Genomic DNA, 18,473 nt, shown 5'->3' with positions numbered 1-18,473 from the left:
ATTATAAACCCCATTTTTTCTCTAAAGCATCAATTTCACTTTTATGTTCTTTTACAAAATCATCAACATATTTTGCAAAAGCTGGATCATCTTTTTTGGTTACAATACCATAACTTTGTGGTTCAAAACTATCTGGTAAAATTTCACTTTTATCATCCACATAACCTAACAATATTGATTTGTCTACAGAAAACGCATCAACTCTTTTAGCATCTAAAGCAGCTTTTATACTTGGATAATCAGGAAATTCACTAAATTTAACATCGACACCAATTTTTTTAGCAGCTTCACCTATAGCTTTTTTTGTAGTTGCAGCTTGAGCTACTCCAATATTTGCACCTTTCATATCAGCTAAAGATTTATAATTTTTTTCTTTTAAAACTAAAAGCCCTATAGCATCTTGATAATAAGGTTCTGAGAAATTATAAATTCTTTTTCTCTCTGGAGTAATAGTAAAAGTTGCTATCACTGCATCTACACTACCATTATCAAGCAAAGGGCCTCTTGTTTTAGCATTAACTGCGACTAGTTTTATTTTTTTATCATCACCTAATATACTTTTAGCTAGCAATTTGGCAACATCTACTTCAAAACCTTTAATTTCACCTGTTGCTTGATCAAGTAAAGCATAATGTGGAACATCATTTTTAACACCAACTATTAATTGTCCTTTAGATTTAATAGACTCAAGTTTACCTTCTGCTGCATTAGCATTACTGAATGCAACACAAGCACCTAGAGCAAAAACTGCCAACTTTAATAAAGATTTTCTAAAAACCATTTTTTCTCCTTTCAATTTTGGTTAATTTTTAAGAATTTTCCCTAAAAAGAGTCGCGCTCTTTCGGTTTTTGGATTTGAGAAAAATTCACTAGGAATATTTTCTTCCACAATAGCGCCATCTTCCATAAAAATAATCCTATCTGCTACTTCTTTTGCAAAACCCATTTCGTGTGTAACAACCACCATGGTAGTATTGCTTTGGTGTGAAATTTCTTTCATTACATCTAAAACCTCTTGTATGGTTTCTGGATCAAGGGCTGAAGTAGGTTCATCAAATAAAATATAGGGTTTTTTAGTACAAAGTGATCTTGCTATAGCAACGCGCTGTTGTTGTCCGCCTGAAAGGGTTGCTGGATAAACATTTGCTTTATCCACTAAACCTACGACTTTTAAATACTTAAAAGCTGTTTCTTCAGCTTCTTTTTTAGATTTTTTTTGAAGTTTCATTGGAGCTAAGGTTAAATTTTGCAAAACCGTCATATGTGGATATAAATTAAAATGCTGAAAAACCATTGCACAATATTTTCGACAAATTTCAATTTTATTTTTATGATTTAAAACAAGATTGTTAACTACTACCTCGCCTGAACTAACTTCTTCAAGCCCATTCATGCAACGGATAGTTGTACTTTTTCCACTTCCACTTGGACCTATAATAACAAGCTTCTCACCTTCTTTAACAGAAAGATTGATATTCTTTAGAACATGATGAGTTCCGTAGTATTTATTTACATTTTTTAATTCAATCAAGTTTTTTCCTTTATTTCTAACTAAATATAAAATTAATTAAAATTATTTTATCATTAAATAAAGAAAACTACTTCAAAATGTAACTTATTTTTACCAATAAATTTCCAAAGTGTAACTTTTAGTAATTTTTAGAATTTATACTTTTTCATAGTAAACACCTCTTGGAGAGAAAATCTTTTTAAAATAAATAGTCTCTGGAATTAAATCAGCATTGCCAACATAAAGCCTTCCTTTATCATTTAAAATTCTATGAAATCTCTCCATAAGTTTTAGTTTTGATTCATGATCAAAATAAATAATCATATTTCTAGAAGCTATAATATCAAATTTTCCCAATCTTGAAAATTTTTCTTCAAAAACATTGCAAAGTTCAAATTTACAAGTACAAAGCTCATTTTTATTAATAGTATAAAATTTATCTTCGCTTTCTAAAAAAAACCTTCTTTTTTCACTCTCGCTCAATCGCTGTAAAGTTCTTCCTTGATATTTTCCAAGTTTTGCTTTTTCGATTACGCTTGAATTGATATCAATGCCTAAAATATACATATCTTTAATAAAATTCTGTGTAGCCAACAATGCCAAAGAATATACCTCTTCTCCACTTGAACAAGGGGCGCTTAGGATATTTACTCTCTTTTCTAAGCTTTTGGCATAATAAATTATTTCTTTCAATTGAGCCAATTCTCTTAAAAAATAAGTTTCACCTATGGTTACAAAATCTAAAGTTTCTTGTTTAAGTTGTCTATTGCTTTTTAATTTTCCCAAAAATTCGGAAAAATTTTTAGTATTAGTTCCTTCAAGAAATTTATTCAACTTTAAAGCTAGTATATTTTTTTTATCGGTTAAATCAATACCGCTCATTTCGTTGATAATTTTTATAAATTCATTAAGTTCTAATTCGCTAGGAGTTATTTTTTTTTCCATGTAATTTTCCTTTTATTAATCCTGATCAATAAAATTTATAATTTCTTTTTTAATTTCTTTTAAGCTCATAGGTTTTAAATGTGGATTCATATCTTTTGCTCTTTTTGGCATACCATAAACGACGCTATCTGCCTCATTCTCACATAAACATCTAACCCCTGTTTTATAAAGCTCAAATAAACCTTTTGCGCCATCATCTCCCATACCCGTTAAAATAATAGCAAGTATTTTATTTGTTTTTGCCAAAGAAACAGCGGAATGAAAAAGCAAATCTACACTTGGCTTAAAACTTGATACCACATCTTGCCAAGAGGCTACAATATTTAAATTTCCAGATAAAATAGTATTTTTAGGGCAAATATAAATTTTATTGCTTAATATCTCTTTATCGTTCAATAAGCACACTTCACTAAAAGCCTCCTTATTAAATTGCCCCACAAAAGATGGAATAAAACTAACACTCATGTGTTGAGCTATAACTACACAAGTATTTTTTATATCAATATCCTTTAAAAGAAATTTAAGCTGATTAGGACCACCTGTTGAAGATCCTATGAGTATGAGCTTCATTTTCTTCTCCCCTTAATTTATTGAAATTTTATTTTTCTTGTCGCAAATTCTAACATATATAAAGAAAAATAAAGCTTATTTTTAAAAAAAGAAAAGCTGTTTTTATGATTTAATATGATAAGATTAGATTTTTATCTTATTTTATATAGTAATTAGGAAACCAATGCTTAGGGAAAAAATTTATATTGCTAGTGATCATGCTGGTTTTGAATTAAAAGAAAAAATTTGCGTATTTTTAAAAGAAAAAAATATAATTTTTAACGATTTAGGAACAAACACTTGCGCAAGCTGTGATTATCCTGATTATGCACATTTACTTGCCGAAAAAATAGACAAACGAAGCTTTGGCATTCTTATTTGTGGAAGTGGAATTGGAATTTCTATTGCAGCAAATCGTCATAAAAACATTCGCTGCGCATTATGCCATGAAAGCTTAAGTGCGGAACTTGCAAGAAGACATAATGATGCCAATGTTTTGGCATTAGGTGGAAGATTAATCGGGATTGAATTAGCTACAGATATTATAGAAAAATTCATTCAAACTCCTTTTGAAGAAGGGAGACATATGCAAAGAATTCAAAAAATTGAGGTAAAAATATAATGTTTACAAACTGGCTTGTTTTAACTATATTAATTTGTGCAACTATCTATCTGATTGTAATGTTGTTTTACTATAAAACTCTACTTAATAAAGAAAAAACATCAAAAGATTTTATCAAAAACAATCTTGATGATACCGAGATTGTTATTAGAAAACTACAAATCCAACTTCAAAGAAGTCTTGGAAATATAGATATACTCACAGAAGAGCTTAATAAAATCAAAGCAGACCTTACATCTTTAAGAACTAGAAATTCTCAATATCGTTTAGAAAATGACAAACTAAGACAAAGAATTAAAGAATTAGAAGCAAAAATCGAGGCATTATTATGATAAAACTAACACAAGAAGAACAAAAATACCTGCTTGATAGCATTAGAATTATTCCTGATTTTCCAAAAAAAGGAATTATTTTTAGAGATATTACCACTCTACTAAATAACAAAGAGGCTTTAAATTTTCTACTTAAACATTTAAAAGAACGCTACAAAGATTACAATCTAGACTTCATAGCAGGAACAGAAAGCAGAGGATTTATCTTTGCATCTATGATTTGTGCAAAACTTAACCTTCCTTTTGTACCTATTAGAAAACCTGGAAAACTCCCTTTTGAAACCTTTAGTTGTGAATATGATCTTGAATATGGCAGCGATAAAGTAGAACTTCATAAAGATGCATTTAAAAATATTCAAAATGCAAAGGTTTTACTTGTAGATGATTTAATAGCAACTGGCGGAACAGCTATGGCTTCGTATGAACTCATTCAAAAAGCTGGAGCAAAATGCGTTGAAGCTTGTTTTTTAATGAATCTTAAAGATTTAAATGGAGCAAATAAACTTGAAAAACTTACTTCAGTTTATAGTGTTTTAGAAATTTAAAACTATAGAAAGGTACAAATGGAAGAATTTTTAAAAAATTTACTTTACCAATACAAAGATCTAGCATATATTATTATTTTTTTATGGTGTATTTTAGAAGGGGAGTTGGCTTTAATTTTGGCAGGTATTTTTGCCCATCAAGGACATGTAAATTTAGGCTTTGTTATATTTATAGCAGGACTTGGTGGTTTTGTAGGCGATCAAATTTATTTCTATATAGGAAGATATAATAAACGCTACATACAAAAAAAATTAAAAACCCAAAGGCGTAAATTTGCAGTAGCACACTTACTTTTACAACGTTTTGGTTGGCCTATTATTTTTATACAACGCTATATGTATGGCTTTAGAACCATTATACCTATGAGTATAGGAGTCACGCGTTATAGTGCAAAAAAATTTGCTATTATCAATCTTTTTAGTGCTTGGGTTTGGGCATCAATCACTATACTTTTAGCTTGGTATTTTGGAGAACAAATTTGGAAGATGGTGACTTGGGCTGAAGAACATTGGTATTATGCAGCCATTATTATTATAGCTTTTTTATCCCTTTTATTATTTGGTTTTAAACAAATGGAAAAAGCTATACTTAAAGATAAAAGGAAAAAATCATGAAATTTGAATTAAACGATAAAAAACTAGATGCTATAAAAGCAGACTTTGAACTTATTTTTATACAGGATAAAAATTTAAAAAATTTTAACAAAGAAAAAGATTTTTTTAAACTTAATAATTACAAAGGCGAAGGTGTATTACTAGACTTAAACAATAAAAAGCTTTATTTAGAGCTTAAAAGCCTTGCTTATGAGGATATAAGATTAAGTCTTTGCACAGCATATAAAACTCTTGAAAAGCTTAATATAAAAAGCGTAAAACTTCCTAGCATAATAGGAGATTGTGTAGTTAGAAGTTTTACATCTTTAGTTGAAGGCGTACTTTTTGGAGCTTATAAATTTGACAAATATAAAAGCGAGAAAAAAACAAGAACTTTAGAAAGATTTATTATTTCAAGTGAAGAATTAAATGGTAAGAAATTTAATAAAGATGAAGCTAAGATAGGTTTAGAGCGTGGAGAAATTTTAGCCAATGCTACAAATTTTACCAAAAATATAGTCAATGAAATTCCTGAAATTTACACCCCTTTAAAAATGGCAGAAGATGCACAAAATTTAGCTAAAGAAAATAAAAACATTATTTGTAAAATTTATGATGAAAAATTTTTGGCCAAAGAAAAAATGAATGCCTTTTTAGCGGTAAATCGTGCCTCGGTACACCCACCACGCCTCATTCATCTAAGCTATAAAGCCAAAAATGCAAAAAAACGTGTTGTATTTGTTGGAAAAGGCTTAACTTACGATAGCGGTGGATTAAGCTTAAAACCAGCTGATTTTATGCTTACAATGAAAGCTGATAAAAGCGGTGCAGCAGCAGTAATGGGGATCATAAAAGCCGTAGCCGAGCTTGCTTTAGATTTAGAAGTGCATTGTATTTTAGGTGCAACTGAAAATATGATAGGCGGCAATGCTTATAAGCCTGATGATGTGTTAATCAGTCGCGAAGGCGTAAGTATAGAAGTAAGAAATACAGATGCAGAAGGACGCTTGGTTTTAGCTGATTGTCTTTCTTTTGCACAAGATTTAAAACCTGATTTACTTATCGATATGGCAACACTTACTGGAGCTTGTGTTGTAGGACTTGGAGAATTTACAAGTGCTATTATGGGAAACAATGAAGAATTGCAAAATGATTTTTATCTAAGCTCTAAAAAAAGTGGAGAATATACTACAATCTTACACTTTAACCCCCACTTAAGAGAACTTATAAAATCAAATATTGCCGATATTAGCAACACTGCCTCTAGTCGCTATGGAGGCGCAATTACCGCGGGGTTATTTTTAGATAAATTTATTCGTAAAGAATATAAAGACAAATGGTTACATCTTGACATAGCAGGACCTGCTTATACGGAAAAATCTTGGGGATATTCTAGTTTTGGTGCAGGTGGAGCTGGAGTTAGAATGTGTGTTAATTATCTAATTCAAATTTTAAGGAAATCTAAATGAGTTTAAGCGTAGGTATAATAGGACTTCCAAATGTTGGCAAATCAACGACTTTTAATGCTTTAACTAAAGCACAAAATGCCCAAAGTGCAAACTATCCTTTTTGCACTATAGAGCCTAACAAAGCCATGGTTGAAGTTCCTGACTTAAGACTTAATGAACTTGCTAAAATCGTAAAACCTGAAAGAATTATGCATTCTTTAATAGAATTTGTAGATATCGCTGGACTTGTTAAAGGTGCAAGTAAGGGTGAAGGCTTAGGAAATAAATTTCTTTCAAATATACGCGAAACTGAGGTTATTTTACACATAGTGCGTTGTTTTGATGAAGAAAATATCACCCATGTTGAAGGTGGAGTTAATCCTTTGCGTGATGTAGAAATTATCAATACAGAACTTATTTTAGCAGATATTGAACAACTTAGTAAAAAAATAGAAAAACTCACTAAAGAAACCAAAGCCAACCAAAAGGGTGCTAAAGAAAGCCTCGAACTTGCAAATTCTTTACTTGATCATTTAAACAAAGGCTTAGCTGCAAGTTCTTATCCTGAAAAAGAAAGCGAAATTTATCAAGCCTTAATCAAAGAATTAAGACTGCTTTCTGCTAAAGAAGTGATTTATGGTGCAAATGTTGATGAAAATGGTATTAGTGAAGATAATGATTATGTAAAAGCTTTAAAAGAATATGCTAAAAAAAATGATCATGAAGTTATCAAGCTTTGTGCAAAAATCGAAGAAGAATTAGTAGAATTAAGTGATGAAGAAAGTCGTGAATTTTTAAGTTCTCTAGGAGTTAACGAAAGCGGTCTTGATCAAATCATACGCACTGCTTTTACTAAGCTTGGACTGATCAGTTATTTTACCGCTGGTGTAGTTGAAGTGCGTTCTTGGACAATCAAAAAAGGCTGGAAAGCACCAAAAGCAGCGAGCGTGATTCATAATGACTTTGAAAAAGGCTTTATAAAAGCTGAAGTTATTTCCTATGAAGACTATATCCAATACAAAGGCGAAAATGGCGTCAAAGAAGCAGGAAAGCTACGCCTTGAAGGAAAAGACTATATCGTTTTAGATGGCGATGTAATGCATTTTAGATTCAATGTTTAGGCAAAATAGCCTAAACAATATTTATATTTTTTTAATAAATTCTTGTAAAATTTGAATTTGCTTTTCTACGCTTGTAGTAGAACTTGAGCCTTCACTTTGTTTAGAATTTAAAGAAATTTCAAAATTTAAAAGCTCTATAGCTTTTTCATCAAATATAGGATCTATTTTTGAAAGATCTTTAATTTCGCTTATATCAATGCCTTGTATTTCAGCTTGTGCAACAACATTTCCTACTATAAAATGTGCCTTTCTAAAAGGAATATTTTTTTCACGCACTAAATAATCCGCCAAATCAGTAGCCAATAAATGACCTTTTTTGCAAGCATTAAGCATATTTTCTTTATTAATTCGTATTTCTTTTAACATTGCATTTAAGATGATTAAACTATCTTTAGCGGTTTTTACACTATCAAAAAGCCCTTCTTTATCTTCTTGCATATCTTTATTGTAAGCTAAAGGTAGAGCTTTCATTATAGTTAAAAGAGAAATCAGATTTCCATAGACACGCCCTGTTTTTCCGCGTATAAGTTCACAAACATCGGGATTTTTTTTCTGAGGCATGATAGAACTTCCTGTTGAAAAACTATCACTTATGGATATAAAAGAAAATTCCGAACTTGAAAATAAAATCATTTCCTCGCAAAGTCTTGAAGTGTGTGTAAAAATAACTGCTATATCATAAAGTAAATCAAGAGCAAAATCTCTATCACTCACTCCATCCATAGCATTTGGCATAATATCTTTAAATCCTAAAATTTTAGCGTTCAACTCACGATTGGTGGCATAGCTTGTTCCTGCACACGCACAAGACCCAAGTGGCGAAAAATCAGCGAGTTCTAGACTATTTTGCAAACGCTTAATATCTCGCATTAGCATAAAAGCATAAGCTAAAATATAAAAAGAAAAACTCACAGGCTGAGCGTGTTGTAAATGTGTAAAACTTGGCATAATAGTTTTTTTATGCACTTTGGCATGTTCGAGCATGGTTTGAATCAATTCTTTTAAAAGCTTTATAAGTTCAATATGAGATTTTTTGACAAAAAGTTTAAAATCAGTAGCCACTTGATCATTTCTACTTCTTGCAGTATGAAGTCTTCCACCAATTTCACTACCTATAAGCTCGCTTAAACGCTTTTCTATAGCCATATGAATATCTTCATCTTTAATATCAAAAATAAATTTGCCTTGCTCTATTTCACTTCTAACCTGCTCTAAACCTTTTATAATAGCATCTAATTCTTCTTTTTTTAAAATACCACAACTTTCAAGCATTGTAGCGTGTGCTATAGAACCTTGTATATCTTCATTGAACAAAGTTTTATCTACATTTAAACTTGCATTAAATTCTTTTAAAAGCTCATCACTTGCACCACTAAAGCGTCCTGACCACATTTCATTTTTCATTTAAATGCCTTAAATTTTTGGTCCAAATTTGCTAAATTCAATGCCTTCTTTGACATCTTCATAACGTTTAAAATTTTGTATAAACATATGTGCTAATTTATCTCTTGTTGCAATATAATTATTTTTATCTGACCAAGTATTTATAGGATTTAAAAGCGTGCTTTCTACACCTTCTAAAGCTTTTGGAATAGCTAAATCAAACACTTCAAAATTTTCAAATTCGCATTTTGCAATACTTCCATCTAGAATAGCATTAATGCAAGCCCTAGTAGCCTTAATACTCATTCTTTTACCCACACCGTAGCTTCCACCGCTCCAGCCTGTATTAACAAGATAAACATTAGCTTCATGCTTTTCAATCTTTTCACCAAGTAATCTCGCATAAACCGTTGGATGCAAAGGCATAAAAGGTTCTCCAAAACAAGCTGAAAAAGTTGCTTGAGGTTCTAAAATACCACGCTCAGTTCCAGCTACTTTTGCTGTATAACCACTTAAAAAATAATACATAGCCTGCTCTTTGCTTAGTTTACTTACTGGAGGTAAAATTCCAAAAGCATCTGCACTTAAAAATATAATATTTTTTGGATGCCCTGCTTTTAGACTAGGCTCATGATTTTCAATATGCTCTATAGGATAAGAAACTCTTGTATTTTCTGTTTTTGAAGCATCAGCATAATCAACACTCTTATCGGCTCTTAAAACTACATTTTCTAAAAGTGCATTTCTTTTAATGGCACCATAAATTTCAGGCTCATGTTCAGGATCGAGATTGATTGTTTTTGCGTAACAACCACCCTCAAAATTAAATACACCTTCATCATCCCAACCATGTTCGTCATCACCTATAAGTTTTCTTTTTGGATCGGTTGAGAGTGTAGTTTTTCCAGTGCCACTAAGTCCAAAGAAAAGTGCTACATCACCTTTTTCTCCGACATTTGCACTACAATGCATAGAAAGTTTATTTTCTAGTGGCAACCAATAATTCATCATAGAAAAAATACCTTTTTTCATTTCTCCGCCATACCAAGTTCCACCAATAACTGCTATATTTTCTTCAACATTAAAGATTACAAAAACCTCTGAATTTAAACCATCTTGTTTGTAATCTTCATTGATACATTTGCAAGCATTATAAACAATAAAATCTGCTTTAAAATTCTCAAGTTCTTCTTGACTTGGGCGAATAAACATATTTTTAACAAAATGCGCTTGCCATGCAATTTCAGTAACAAATCTTACTGCTTTGCGACTTTGCAAAGAAGCGCCACAAAAAGCATCTTGAACATAAATTTTCTTTCCACTTAATTCTTGTTTTGCTTTGGTCAAAAGCTTATCAAATAATTCTTTTGTAATGGGCTGATTTACCTTTCCCCAAGCAATATACTTACTAGATGGATCTTGTTTTACAAAATATTTATCTTTAGGACTTCTACCTGTAAAAATCCCTGTATCTACACAAAAAGTATCATTATCCGTACTTAAACCTTCATTATTTGCTTTTTCATGAGCATTTAATTCATCATAACTTAAATTATGAAAAATTTCTTTTATATTATCCAAACCTAAATTATCAAATTTTTTCATCTTTCCCTCACTTTAATTCTTATAGATAGCTAATACTTCGCCTTCGTTAACAGTATCGCCTATTTTAATACAAAGCTCTGAAATAATTCCATCTTTTGGAGCATTAACCTCAATCTCCATTTTCATTGCTTCTAAAACCATGATGGCTTGACCTGATTTTACTTCTTCACCTTCGTTAACATAAATTTTAAAGACATTACCTGAAATACCTGCTAAAACTTCATTTTCAGCATCTACAGAACTTGTTGAATTTGAAGAAACAATATTTTTATTTTCTTCTACTTTTTTTACACTTTTAACATTAACATCTTTATCAAAACCATAGCTTACCTCTACATGATATTTGTTACCATTTACAGCTACGGTAAATTTGTTTTCATCTACACTCATAGGCTTTGGCATACTAGCTAATTTGCGTATATTTACCTTTGCCTCTCCTTTTAAAAATGCTATACCTTTTTCTTTACAAGCTGCTGCAATAAATATATTTTCTTCACTCGTTTCTATACTCTCTTTTTCAAGCAAGGTTTTGGTATAAACTATACTTTTACTCTCATCTTTATCAGCTATATTAATAGCAAGCTCTGTAGTAGGTTCTAAATTAAGTTGTTTTGAAGCAAGTTCAATAATGTTTGCATCGGGTGCAACTGGAGTTTTTCCAAAATAACCAAGCACCATTTTTCCATAACCTTCTGCTATTTTTTTCCAAGGTCCAAACATCACATTATTAAAAGCTTGTTGAAAATAAAATTGAGAAACTGGAGTAACCGAAGTACCAAATCCACCTTTTTCTACAACTTCTCTCATAGCATGAATGACTTGTGGAAATTTATCTAAGATATTATTATCTCTCATCATTTGTGTATTTGCCGTTAAAGCTCCTCCTGGCATAGGAGAAAAAGGAATAAGTGGATTTACCATAGTAGCTTCAGGTGGTAAAAAATATTCTTTTAAACAATCTTTTAAAACTTCTTCGTATTTTAGAATTTTTTCTTCCTCAAGTCCGCCTAAATCATAATCTTTGCCTTTTAAAGCATGCATCATGGTTAAAATATCAGGCTGAGAGGTTCCGCCACTTACTGGAGCCGCAGCCAAATCGATACCATCAACCCCTGCTTCAAGTGCTGCAAGATAGCAGGCTATACTCACTCCTGCAGTTTCATGCGTATGAAGTCTAATGTGTGTATCTTGAGGTAAAATTTTTCTAGCCATTTTAATGGTTTCATAAATTTTATTTGGATTAGAAGTTCCACTTGCATCTTTGAAACAAATACTATGAAAAGGAATTTCTGCTGCTAAAATTTCTTTTAAAATTTTTTCATAAAAAGGCACATCATGGGCACCTTTACAATTTGGCGGTAAATCCATTAAAGTGATAGTAATTTCATGCTTTAACCCATGTTTTACTATACATTCACCACTAAATTTTAAATTATTTACATCATTAAGGGCATCAAAATTTCTTATCGTTGTAGTACCGTGTTTTGCAAAAAGTTTTGCATGCAAATCAATAAGTTCACTACTTCCAGTATCTAAAGTAACGGTATTGACCCCTCTTGCTAAAGTTTGAAGATTGGTATCTTTTCCTACAATAACCCTAAATCTATCCATCATGGTAAAAGCATCTTCATTAAGATAAAAATACAAGCTTTGAAATCTAGCACCACCGCCAAATTCAAAATGTGTAATGCCTGCTTCTTTTGCTGCTTCTACTGCAGGAAAAAAATCATCCATTAAAACCCTAGCTCCATAAACAGACTGAAAACCATCCCTAAAGCTTGTATCCATTACATCGATGAATTTTTTAGCCATTATTTTTCCTTAAAAAATATTTTTTCATTATTATACAAAAATTTGATAACACATTACCAAAATTATTGCTATAGGCGATATAAAACGAATAAAAAACAACCAAATTAAGAAAATTTTTCGACTTATAAATTTAGAAAAAATTTTATAAATTTGTTTTTTATTCATAAAAAAACCTACAAATATAGAGCATGCTATAGCACCAAGTGGAAGTAAAAAATTTGAAGTTAATTTATCTAATAAAGTAAAAAAATCTTTGCCAAAAAAACTAAACATAGAAAAAAAATTTAAATTTAACGACAAGATACAGCAAATTCCAAAAACAAAAACAAATAAACCTATTAAAAATAGAGCTTTAGCACGAGAAATTTGATAGTTATTAATCATATAAAAAGTTAAAGGCTCTATCATTGAAACAGCTGAAGTAATACCAGCAAAAAAAAGTGCTAAGAAAAAACAAAATGCAAAAATATAGCCTAAAATCCCAAGCTGATTAAACAAACTCATCAAGGATACAAAAACAATCCCCGCTCCTTGAGTATGTGGATCGGCTCCAAATTCAAAGATAAAAGTAAAAACAATAAGCCCCATAATAAAAGAAATCAATAAGTTAATCAAAACAATATACACTGAACTTTTTATAAAATTTGTTTTTTTATCCAAGGCTGATGAATATGTAACTATACAACCTATTCCCAAGCATAAGGTAAAAAATGCAAGCCCTAAGGCTTCGGCAATAGAGCTAAATTTAAAGTGTGAAAAATCAGGATAAAATAAATAAGAAAAAGCATTTGCAAAACCTTGCTTAAATCCCATGCAATAAAACAACATAAAAACAAGCATTAAAAATAAGCTAGGCATTATAACAACGTTTAATTTTTCAATCCCTTTGATTAAACCTTTAGATACTATCAATAAAGTAAGAAAAAAAGATAAAGTGAAGAAAAAAACAGAACTTGTCAAATTTGTAGTGATTAAATTCTGAAAATTACTTGCTGCTTCATCTAAAGTTTTAGGAAGATAATAAAGACTCACTACAGTATATTTTAAAACCCATCCCATGATAACTAGATAAAAAGAGAGGACAAAAATACCACCTAACATAAAAACGCCGCCATATCGCCATCTATTGCCATATTTTATAGCAAGATTTGAATAAGCATTTGCAAGATCACTTTTACTTAAACGTCCCATAGCCACTTCAGCCAAAAAAATACTAAATCCTATAGTTAAGGTAAAAAACAAATATAAAAGCACAAAAACAAAACCACCATTTTCTGCACTTAAAGTTGGAAATTTCCAAGCATTACCTAAACCAACGGCTCCACCAGCAACAGCCAATACAAAACCGATTTTTGAAAAATATGTTCTCATTATTTTTCAAACTCACTTTAAAAAAGCGGTTATCATAACTATAACAACAGCCAAAGGGGAAATAAATCTCAAAAACACATACCAAAGTTCAAAAAATATACCGCTCATATAAGGTTCAAATAAAATTTTTAAAGCATCTTTTTTCATCACAAATCCCACAAAAATAGCTGCCAAAATTCCACCTAAAGGCATAATAACCTTGCTTGAAACACTATCAAGCAAATCAAAAAAACTCATTCCAAAAAATCCAAACTGAGTACTTTTTAAAGAAGATAAAATACACAACATTCCTAAAATATAAACAACAATTCCTATTAAAATCAAAGCTTTTTTACGGCTCATGCCAAAAGTATTAATAAGATAAAAAGCAAAAGGCTCTATCATTGAAACAGCTGAAGTAATACCAGCAAAGATTAAAGAAATAAAAAATGCTGCTCCAAAAATACAACCAATCACCCCAATTTTTTCAAATAAAGTAGCTAAGGAAATAAAAACAAGTCCTGGTCCTTGCTGATTAGGATTGTAGCCAAATTCAAAGATAAAAGTAAAAACAACCAAACCCATTAATAAACCAACTAAAAGATTGATAAAAATAATATTTAAAGTACTGGTAATAAAATTGGTTTTATCAGGCAGACTAGCAGAATAAGTAATAATCGTTCCAACGCCCAAAGAAAGACTAAAAAAAGCAAGTCCTAAGGCTTCAAGAACATTTGAAGTGTTGATTTTGGAAAAATCAGGTACAAAAAGAAATTTAACCGCCATCATAAAACCATCTTTACTAATAGCATAAACAAGCATCAAAATAAGTAAAATAAACAATGAAGGCATCATCCAAACATTTAACCTTTCAATCCCATTCTTAACACCTTTAGAAACAATATAAAAAACACATAAAAAAACCAAAGTAAAACAAATAAACTGACTTAAAAAATCCTCACTTGTAAAAAATCCAAACTGTGCTTTACTTACTTCTAGATCCATAGGCAAATTTCCAGTGATACTTAAAAACACATATTTAACTATCCAGCCAATCACCAAGGTATAAAAAGAAACTATTAAAATCGCCCCCACCATAGTAAAACCAACATAAGACCAAGCTTTTTTATTTGAAGGTGCTAACTTTTCATAGGCATTAACCGGATCTTTTTCACTAATTTTTCCTATGCTAAGCTCAGCTAAAAATATCACAAAACCTACACCTAAAGTAAGAATTATATAAAGCAAGATAAAAGCAGATCCACCACTTTGACCTACTAATGTTGGAAATTTCCAAGCATTACCCAAGCCCACCGCTGAACCTGCTACCGCTAAAATGAAACCTATTTTTGAAAATTTAGAACTCAATGTTACAACCTTAACTTAAAAATTATTTTAAAATATTATTAAAGCAAAAAAACTTTTAAGCTTTATTGAAAACAATCAAATTTAAATCAAAAATGTGAATTTTTGTAAATTTCAATAAAAATAAAGATACTTTTGGTTATAATTCGGCTTTATTTTTAAGTCTTAAGTAGGGATACGCAAGCCGAACTGATTTAAAAATTGAAAAAATTTTTTTATAGAAAGGTTAAGATAATGAAAAAAGTTCTTTTTTTATTATTAGCATGTTCAGCAGTAGCTTTTGCAGCTGAAACTAATGCTCCAGTAGAGCAAGAAGCTATTAATGTATGGATTAAAGCATTTTCAGTTCTTGCAGCAGGTTTAGGTCTTGGTGTTGCAGCACTTGGTGGTGCTATCGGTATGGGTAATACTGCAGCGGCAACAATTGCAGGAACAGCTAGAAACCCTGGCCTTGGGCCAAAATTAATGACAACTATGTTTATCGCTTTAGCGATGATTGAAGCACAAGTTATCTATGCTCTTGTTATCGCGCTAATAGCACTTTATGCAAATCCTTTTATAGTTTTACAATAAAACTTATCAAAGCCCTTTTTGGGCTTTTTTTATGCGGTTATGGTGGAATTGGTAGACACGCCATCTTGAGGGGGTGGTACGCTCTGCGTGTGCGAGTTCAAATCTCGCTAACCGCACCATCGATACTATAAACTACTATAAATATCATACTTATAAAATATCGATAAAATAGGCATTTATAGCTATATAAAGCCTAAATTAAAGTTTTTTCCGTTAAAATTCATTTCGAAACTTTTTTCCTAACTTTTCTCCTAACTTTTTATTTTTTATTCTAAAAAGTTAGGAGAAATTACCACAAGGAGTCTATTTTTAAATGCTTACACAGAAAGATATAGTAAATATTAGTCCAAAAGATAAAAAATTTTTAATTAGCGATAGTGATAATTTATTTGTATTAGTTTATCCTAGCGGCAAAAAGTCTTTTGTATTTGATTGTAAAGATCCAAAAACAAGAAAATTAAAAAGAATAACTTTGGGGCAATTTCCGCAAATATCAATTAAAGAAGCTCGAGATAAAAAAATGAGATAAAAACTTTACTAAAAACTAATGAAAGTATAAGAAAAAAAGAAGGATGTGATACAAGTTTTAGAAAAATTGCTGAACAGTATTTTCTTCAAAAAAACGACATAACAAAACGCACTCTCAATGAGTCTATTAAGCGAATGGAAAATCATTACTATCCTATTATAGGAGATATTCTCATTAGTAATCTTAAAAGAAGCGACATTTTAAATGTTCTTGAAAAAATAAAACTACAAAAAAAATCCGAAGTCGGCAAAAAAATATTTACAACATTAACTTATACAGTTAACAAAGAGATGATTGAAAATAATATTATGCTTGGTATAAAAAGAAAGGATTTGGTCTATAACAAAAAAACAAGACATTTTGCGACTATTACGGAAGTTTCAAAAATTAAAGAATTAATTGAAAATATTATTTATGTACAATGTGATACAAATACAAAAATGGCAATCTTATTGTCGCTTCTTACTGCGCAAAGAAGTTTTAGCATAAGAAGTGCTGCTTGGGAAGATATTGATTTAGAAAATGGCTTGTGGAACATACCTGCTTCAAAAATGAAAATGAAAAAAGCGCATTGTATACATCTAAGTGATATTGCAGTGCAATTATTAAAAGAATACAAACAAATAAGTCATCATGATCTTTTATTTAAATCCATTAGAACAAAAAAGAAAGGCGATGGACTAAATGAGATCTTGAGTGATAATACAGTAAGAATGGTATTTAGAAGAATGGGATATTCAAATGAAGATTTTACTCCACATGGTTTTAGATCTATGTTTAGTACTCTAGCTCACGAAAATATTCAAAAACATCAGTTTAGTAGCAATATTATAGAAATGTGTTTGGCACATACGGAAAAAAATAAGGTTAAAGCTTCATATAATTTTGCACAAAATTTAAAAGAGAGAAGGGAGTTGATGCAATGGTATAGTGATTATTTGTGCGAAATATGTCCAAAATTAAAAGATTTTATTTTACTTGATTTTATATAAAAAGGAATAATATGAAAAACAAATATTTAAAAGAAGCATTCACTCGGGCGGGGGGGGGTGAATTTCTTGAAAATAAAGAAAATAGAGAAAAACTCATAAAAACCCTAATAATACACTTAAATTCTTATTTAGAGGCTGAAAGTAATCTACAAAAAATCAAGATTTTAGTCAAAATATATCAAAATTTACAAAAATGTAGCCGAACTCCTGATCTTATTGATATAGAAGAACTTGAATTTAACAAAGAAGACATTTTCGAAGAATTATTTTATGCTTTAGGCGGTTTAGGAGGTATGTATTCCGTAGAAATAATACAATCAAGAATTGCAAATTTCATCAAAATACTTGGCGGAGAACCTAAACTTTTATTAGAACAATTTTAAACACATAGACTTCTTCTTGAAGTCTATGCAAATACTCAATTTTAGAAAAATTAATTATTCGATAACGCAGCTTTTATTGTATCATTTGTTGCTTTGGCATATATAGTTGTAGTATTTAGATTTGCATGTCTTAGAATTTTTTGTATGACCACAAGATTTGTTCCTTTGGCTGTTAATCTCATGGCTAAAGTGTGTCTAAGCAAATGAAGTCCTTTTTTGCTGATCAAAGCTTTAGCGTAAATATTATTTACAATCAAAAAAGCATTGCTTCTATTTAAATGTTTTCCTGTGCTAGTTTGCATTATGTAATCACTATCTTGGATATTTTCTTTAAAATATTCAAGCTCGTCTTCAATTTCTTCTTTTTTAATAAATGCAAATTGTTCTTTACCGCCCTTGCCTATTATGGATATTTTTAATATTTCATCATCAACCTCTTCAAAATCACAAAGTTTTACATTTAAAGCTTCAGAAATTCTAAGTCCTCCATAAAGCATAAGTTTTTTCTAAAACTATTGTAAACTTCTTTTTTTGCTTTTTCTTTCTCTAAAACATTATTTAGCCTTATAATTTCATTTTCATTAAGATAATTTAATTTTTCTTCTGATTTTTCTGTTCTAAATCTAATTTTCTTCATATCAAAGGAAAAAATAAACAAATCATCATTATTATCGCTTATAAAAAAAGCTAGTTAATACTCTCAAATAAGTTATTTTTGTTTTTTTTTGATAGTTTATTGCCATTTTTTGAATTATTTTCTAAATAATTAAGAAAATTGACTAAAAAAGTCGTTTTTATATCGTTTATTTGCATTT

General features: G+C 30.2%; 19 protein-coding genes, 1 tRNA gene and 1 pseudogene. 11 read left to right on the top strand and 10 right to left on the bottom strand.

The annotated features are described in order from the left end of the window. Position 1: 1 nt before the first annotated feature. The 4 genes from peb1A to AJ932_RS06605 form a co-directional block, all read right to left on the bottom strand. Positions 2-781, bottom strand: a complete 780-nt coding sequence (gene peb1A, locus AJ932_RS06620) for a bifunctional adhesin/ABC transporter aspartate/glutamate-binding protein PEB1a (protein WP_070278554.1) — start codon at positions 779-781, stop codon at positions 2-4. 21 nt (positions 782-802) lie between these two features. After that, the gene (locus AJ932_RS06615; RefSeq protein WP_002865902.1) at positions 803-1,531 is read right to left on the bottom strand and encodes an amino acid ABC transporter ATP-binding protein; all 729 of its coding nucleotides are present in this window, start codon (positions 1,529-1,531) and stop codon (positions 803-805) included. Between the two features lie 135 nt (positions 1,532-1,666). Continuing rightward, the gene (locus AJ932_RS06610; RefSeq protein ID WP_002861615.1) at positions 1,667-2,455 is read right to left on the bottom strand and encodes a CheR family methyltransferase; all 789 of its coding nucleotides are present in this window, start codon (positions 2,453-2,455) and stop codon (positions 1,667-1,669) included. Between the two features lie 15 nt (positions 2,456-2,470). Continuing rightward, entirely contained in the window at positions 2,471-3,025 is a 555-nt protein-coding gene (locus AJ932_RS06605) for a CheB methylesterase domain-containing protein (protein WP_002861616.1), read from the bottom strand. A 163-nt stretch (positions 3,026-3,188) separates the two neighbouring features. On the opposite strand from AJ932_RS06605, the gene rpiB reads away from it, so the two are divergent. Genes rpiB through ychF form a run of 6 tightly spaced genes read left to right on the top strand, consistent with a single transcriptional unit; the run spans position 3,189 to position 7,666 of the window. After that, positions 3,189-3,626 (top strand): ribose 5-phosphate isomerase B, encoded by a 438-nt coding sequence (gene rpiB, locus AJ932_RS06600; protein ID WP_002861617.1) that lies wholly within the window; start codon positions 3,189-3,191, stop codon positions 3,624-3,626. Next, complete coding sequence (locus AJ932_RS06595; protein WP_002853247.1) at positions 3,626-3,958, top strand: membrane protein; 333 nt, start codon at positions 3,626-3,628, stop codon at positions 3,956-3,958. Before rpiB ends, AJ932_RS06595 begins: the two co-directional genes overlap by 1 nt. After that, the gene (gene apt / locus AJ932_RS06590; protein WP_070277257.1) at positions 3,955-4,503 is read left to right on the top strand and encodes an adenine phosphoribosyltransferase; all 549 of its coding nucleotides are present in this window, start codon (positions 3,955-3,957) and stop codon (positions 4,501-4,503) included. Before AJ932_RS06595 ends, apt begins: the two co-directional genes overlap by 4 nt. 18 nt (positions 4,504-4,521) lie before the next feature. Further along, positions 4,522-5,118 (top strand): DedA family protein, encoded by a 597-nt coding sequence (locus tag AJ932_RS06585; RefSeq protein ID WP_002861619.1) that lies wholly within the window; start codon positions 4,522-4,524, stop codon positions 5,116-5,118. Beyond that, the gene (locus AJ932_RS06580; protein ID WP_070277256.1) at positions 5,115-6,566 is read left to right on the top strand and encodes a leucyl aminopeptidase; all 1,452 of its coding nucleotides are present in this window, start codon (positions 5,115-5,117) and stop codon (positions 6,564-6,566) included. The genes AJ932_RS06585 and AJ932_RS06580 overlap by 4 nt, the downstream gene beginning before the upstream one ends. Next, complete coding sequence (ychF, locus tag AJ932_RS06575) at positions 6,563-7,666, top strand: redox-regulated ATPase YchF (protein ID WP_070278552.1); 1,104 nt, start codon at positions 6,563-6,565, stop codon at positions 7,664-7,666. Before AJ932_RS06580 ends, ychF begins: the two co-directional genes overlap by 4 nt. Positions 7,667-7,687: 21 nt before the next feature. On the opposite strand, the gene argH is transcribed toward ychF, so the two are convergent. The 5 genes from argH to AJ932_RS06550 are packed head-to-tail and all read right to left on the bottom strand — an operon-like array spanning position 7,688 to position 15,184. Next, positions 7,688-9,070 (bottom strand): argininosuccinate lyase, encoded by a 1,383-nt coding sequence (gene argH, locus AJ932_RS06570; protein ID WP_070277254.1) that lies wholly within the window; start codon positions 9,068-9,070, stop codon positions 7,688-7,690. 9 nt (positions 9,071-9,079) lie between these two features. After that, positions 9,080-10,654 carry a phosphoenolpyruvate carboxykinase (ATP) gene (gene pckA, locus AJ932_RS06565; RefSeq protein ID WP_004305981.1) on the bottom strand — a complete coding sequence of 525 codons (1,575 nt, stop codon included), beginning with the start codon at positions 10,652-10,654 and terminating at the stop codon, positions 9,080-9,082. Between the two features lie 12 nt (positions 10,655-10,666). After that, positions 10,667-12,466: a biotin/lipoyl-containing protein gene (locus AJ932_RS06560; RefSeq protein WP_070278551.1), complete on the bottom strand. Its 1,800-nt coding sequence runs from the start codon at positions 12,464-12,466 to the stop codon at positions 10,667-10,669. Positions 12,467-12,496: 30 nt separating this feature from the next. After that, entirely contained in the window at positions 12,497-13,837 is a 1,341-nt protein-coding gene (locus AJ932_RS06555) for a sodium-dependent transporter (protein ID WP_044779224.1), read from the bottom strand. Positions 13,838-13,849: 12 nt separating this feature from the next. Continuing rightward, positions 13,850-15,184 carry a sodium-dependent transporter gene (locus AJ932_RS06550; protein ID WP_070278549.1) on the bottom strand — a complete coding sequence of 445 codons (1,335 nt, stop codon included), beginning with the start codon at positions 15,182-15,184 and terminating at the stop codon, positions 13,850-13,852. Between the two features lie 231 nt (positions 15,185-15,415). Here AJ932_RS06550 and AJ932_RS06545 point away from each other — a divergent pair, with 231 nt between their 5' ends. From AJ932_RS06545 to AJ932_RS10355, 5 genes are all read left to right on the top strand, one after another. Further along, positions 15,416-15,754: a F0F1 ATP synthase subunit C gene (locus tag AJ932_RS06545; RefSeq protein WP_002861627.1), complete on the top strand. Its 339-nt coding sequence runs from the start codon at positions 15,416-15,418 to the stop codon at positions 15,752-15,754. 33 nt (positions 15,755-15,787) lie between these two features. After that, positions 15,788-15,873, top strand: a tRNA-Leu gene (locus AJ932_RS06540). Between the two features lie 194 nt (positions 15,874-16,067). Beyond that, positions 16,068-16,283 carry an Arm DNA-binding domain-containing protein gene (locus AJ932_RS10115; RefSeq protein ID WP_002881691.1) on the top strand — a complete coding sequence of 72 codons (216 nt, stop codon included), beginning with the start codon at positions 16,068-16,070 and terminating at the stop codon, positions 16,281-16,283. Next, positions 16,280-17,275 (top strand): tyrosine-type recombinase/integrase, encoded by a 996-nt coding sequence (locus tag AJ932_RS06535; protein WP_410002270.1) that lies wholly within the window; start codon positions 16,280-16,282, stop codon positions 17,273-17,275. The genes AJ932_RS10115 and AJ932_RS06535 overlap by 4 nt, the downstream gene beginning before the upstream one ends. Before the next feature lie 11 nt (positions 17,276-17,286). Beyond that, entirely contained in the window at positions 17,287-17,658 is a 372-nt protein-coding gene (locus tag AJ932_RS10355; RefSeq protein WP_070278547.1) for a hypothetical protein, read from the top strand. Between the two features lie 50 nt (positions 17,659-17,708). Here the strand turns inward: AJ932_RS10355 and AJ932_RS10970 are convergent. Next, positions 17,709-18,473, bottom strand: a pseudogene (locus AJ932_RS10970) (tyrosine-type recombinase/integrase); the annotation flags it as partial.

Source organism: Campylobacter sp. BCW_6873 (assembly GCF_001762365.1).
Classification (GTDB): Bacteria; Campylobacterota; Campylobacteria; order Campylobacterales; family Campylobacteraceae; genus Campylobacter_D; species Campylobacter_D jejuni.
The sequence above is the reverse complement of the archived record's forward strand: the minus strand, read 5'-3'. Positions and strand labels throughout refer to the sequence as shown.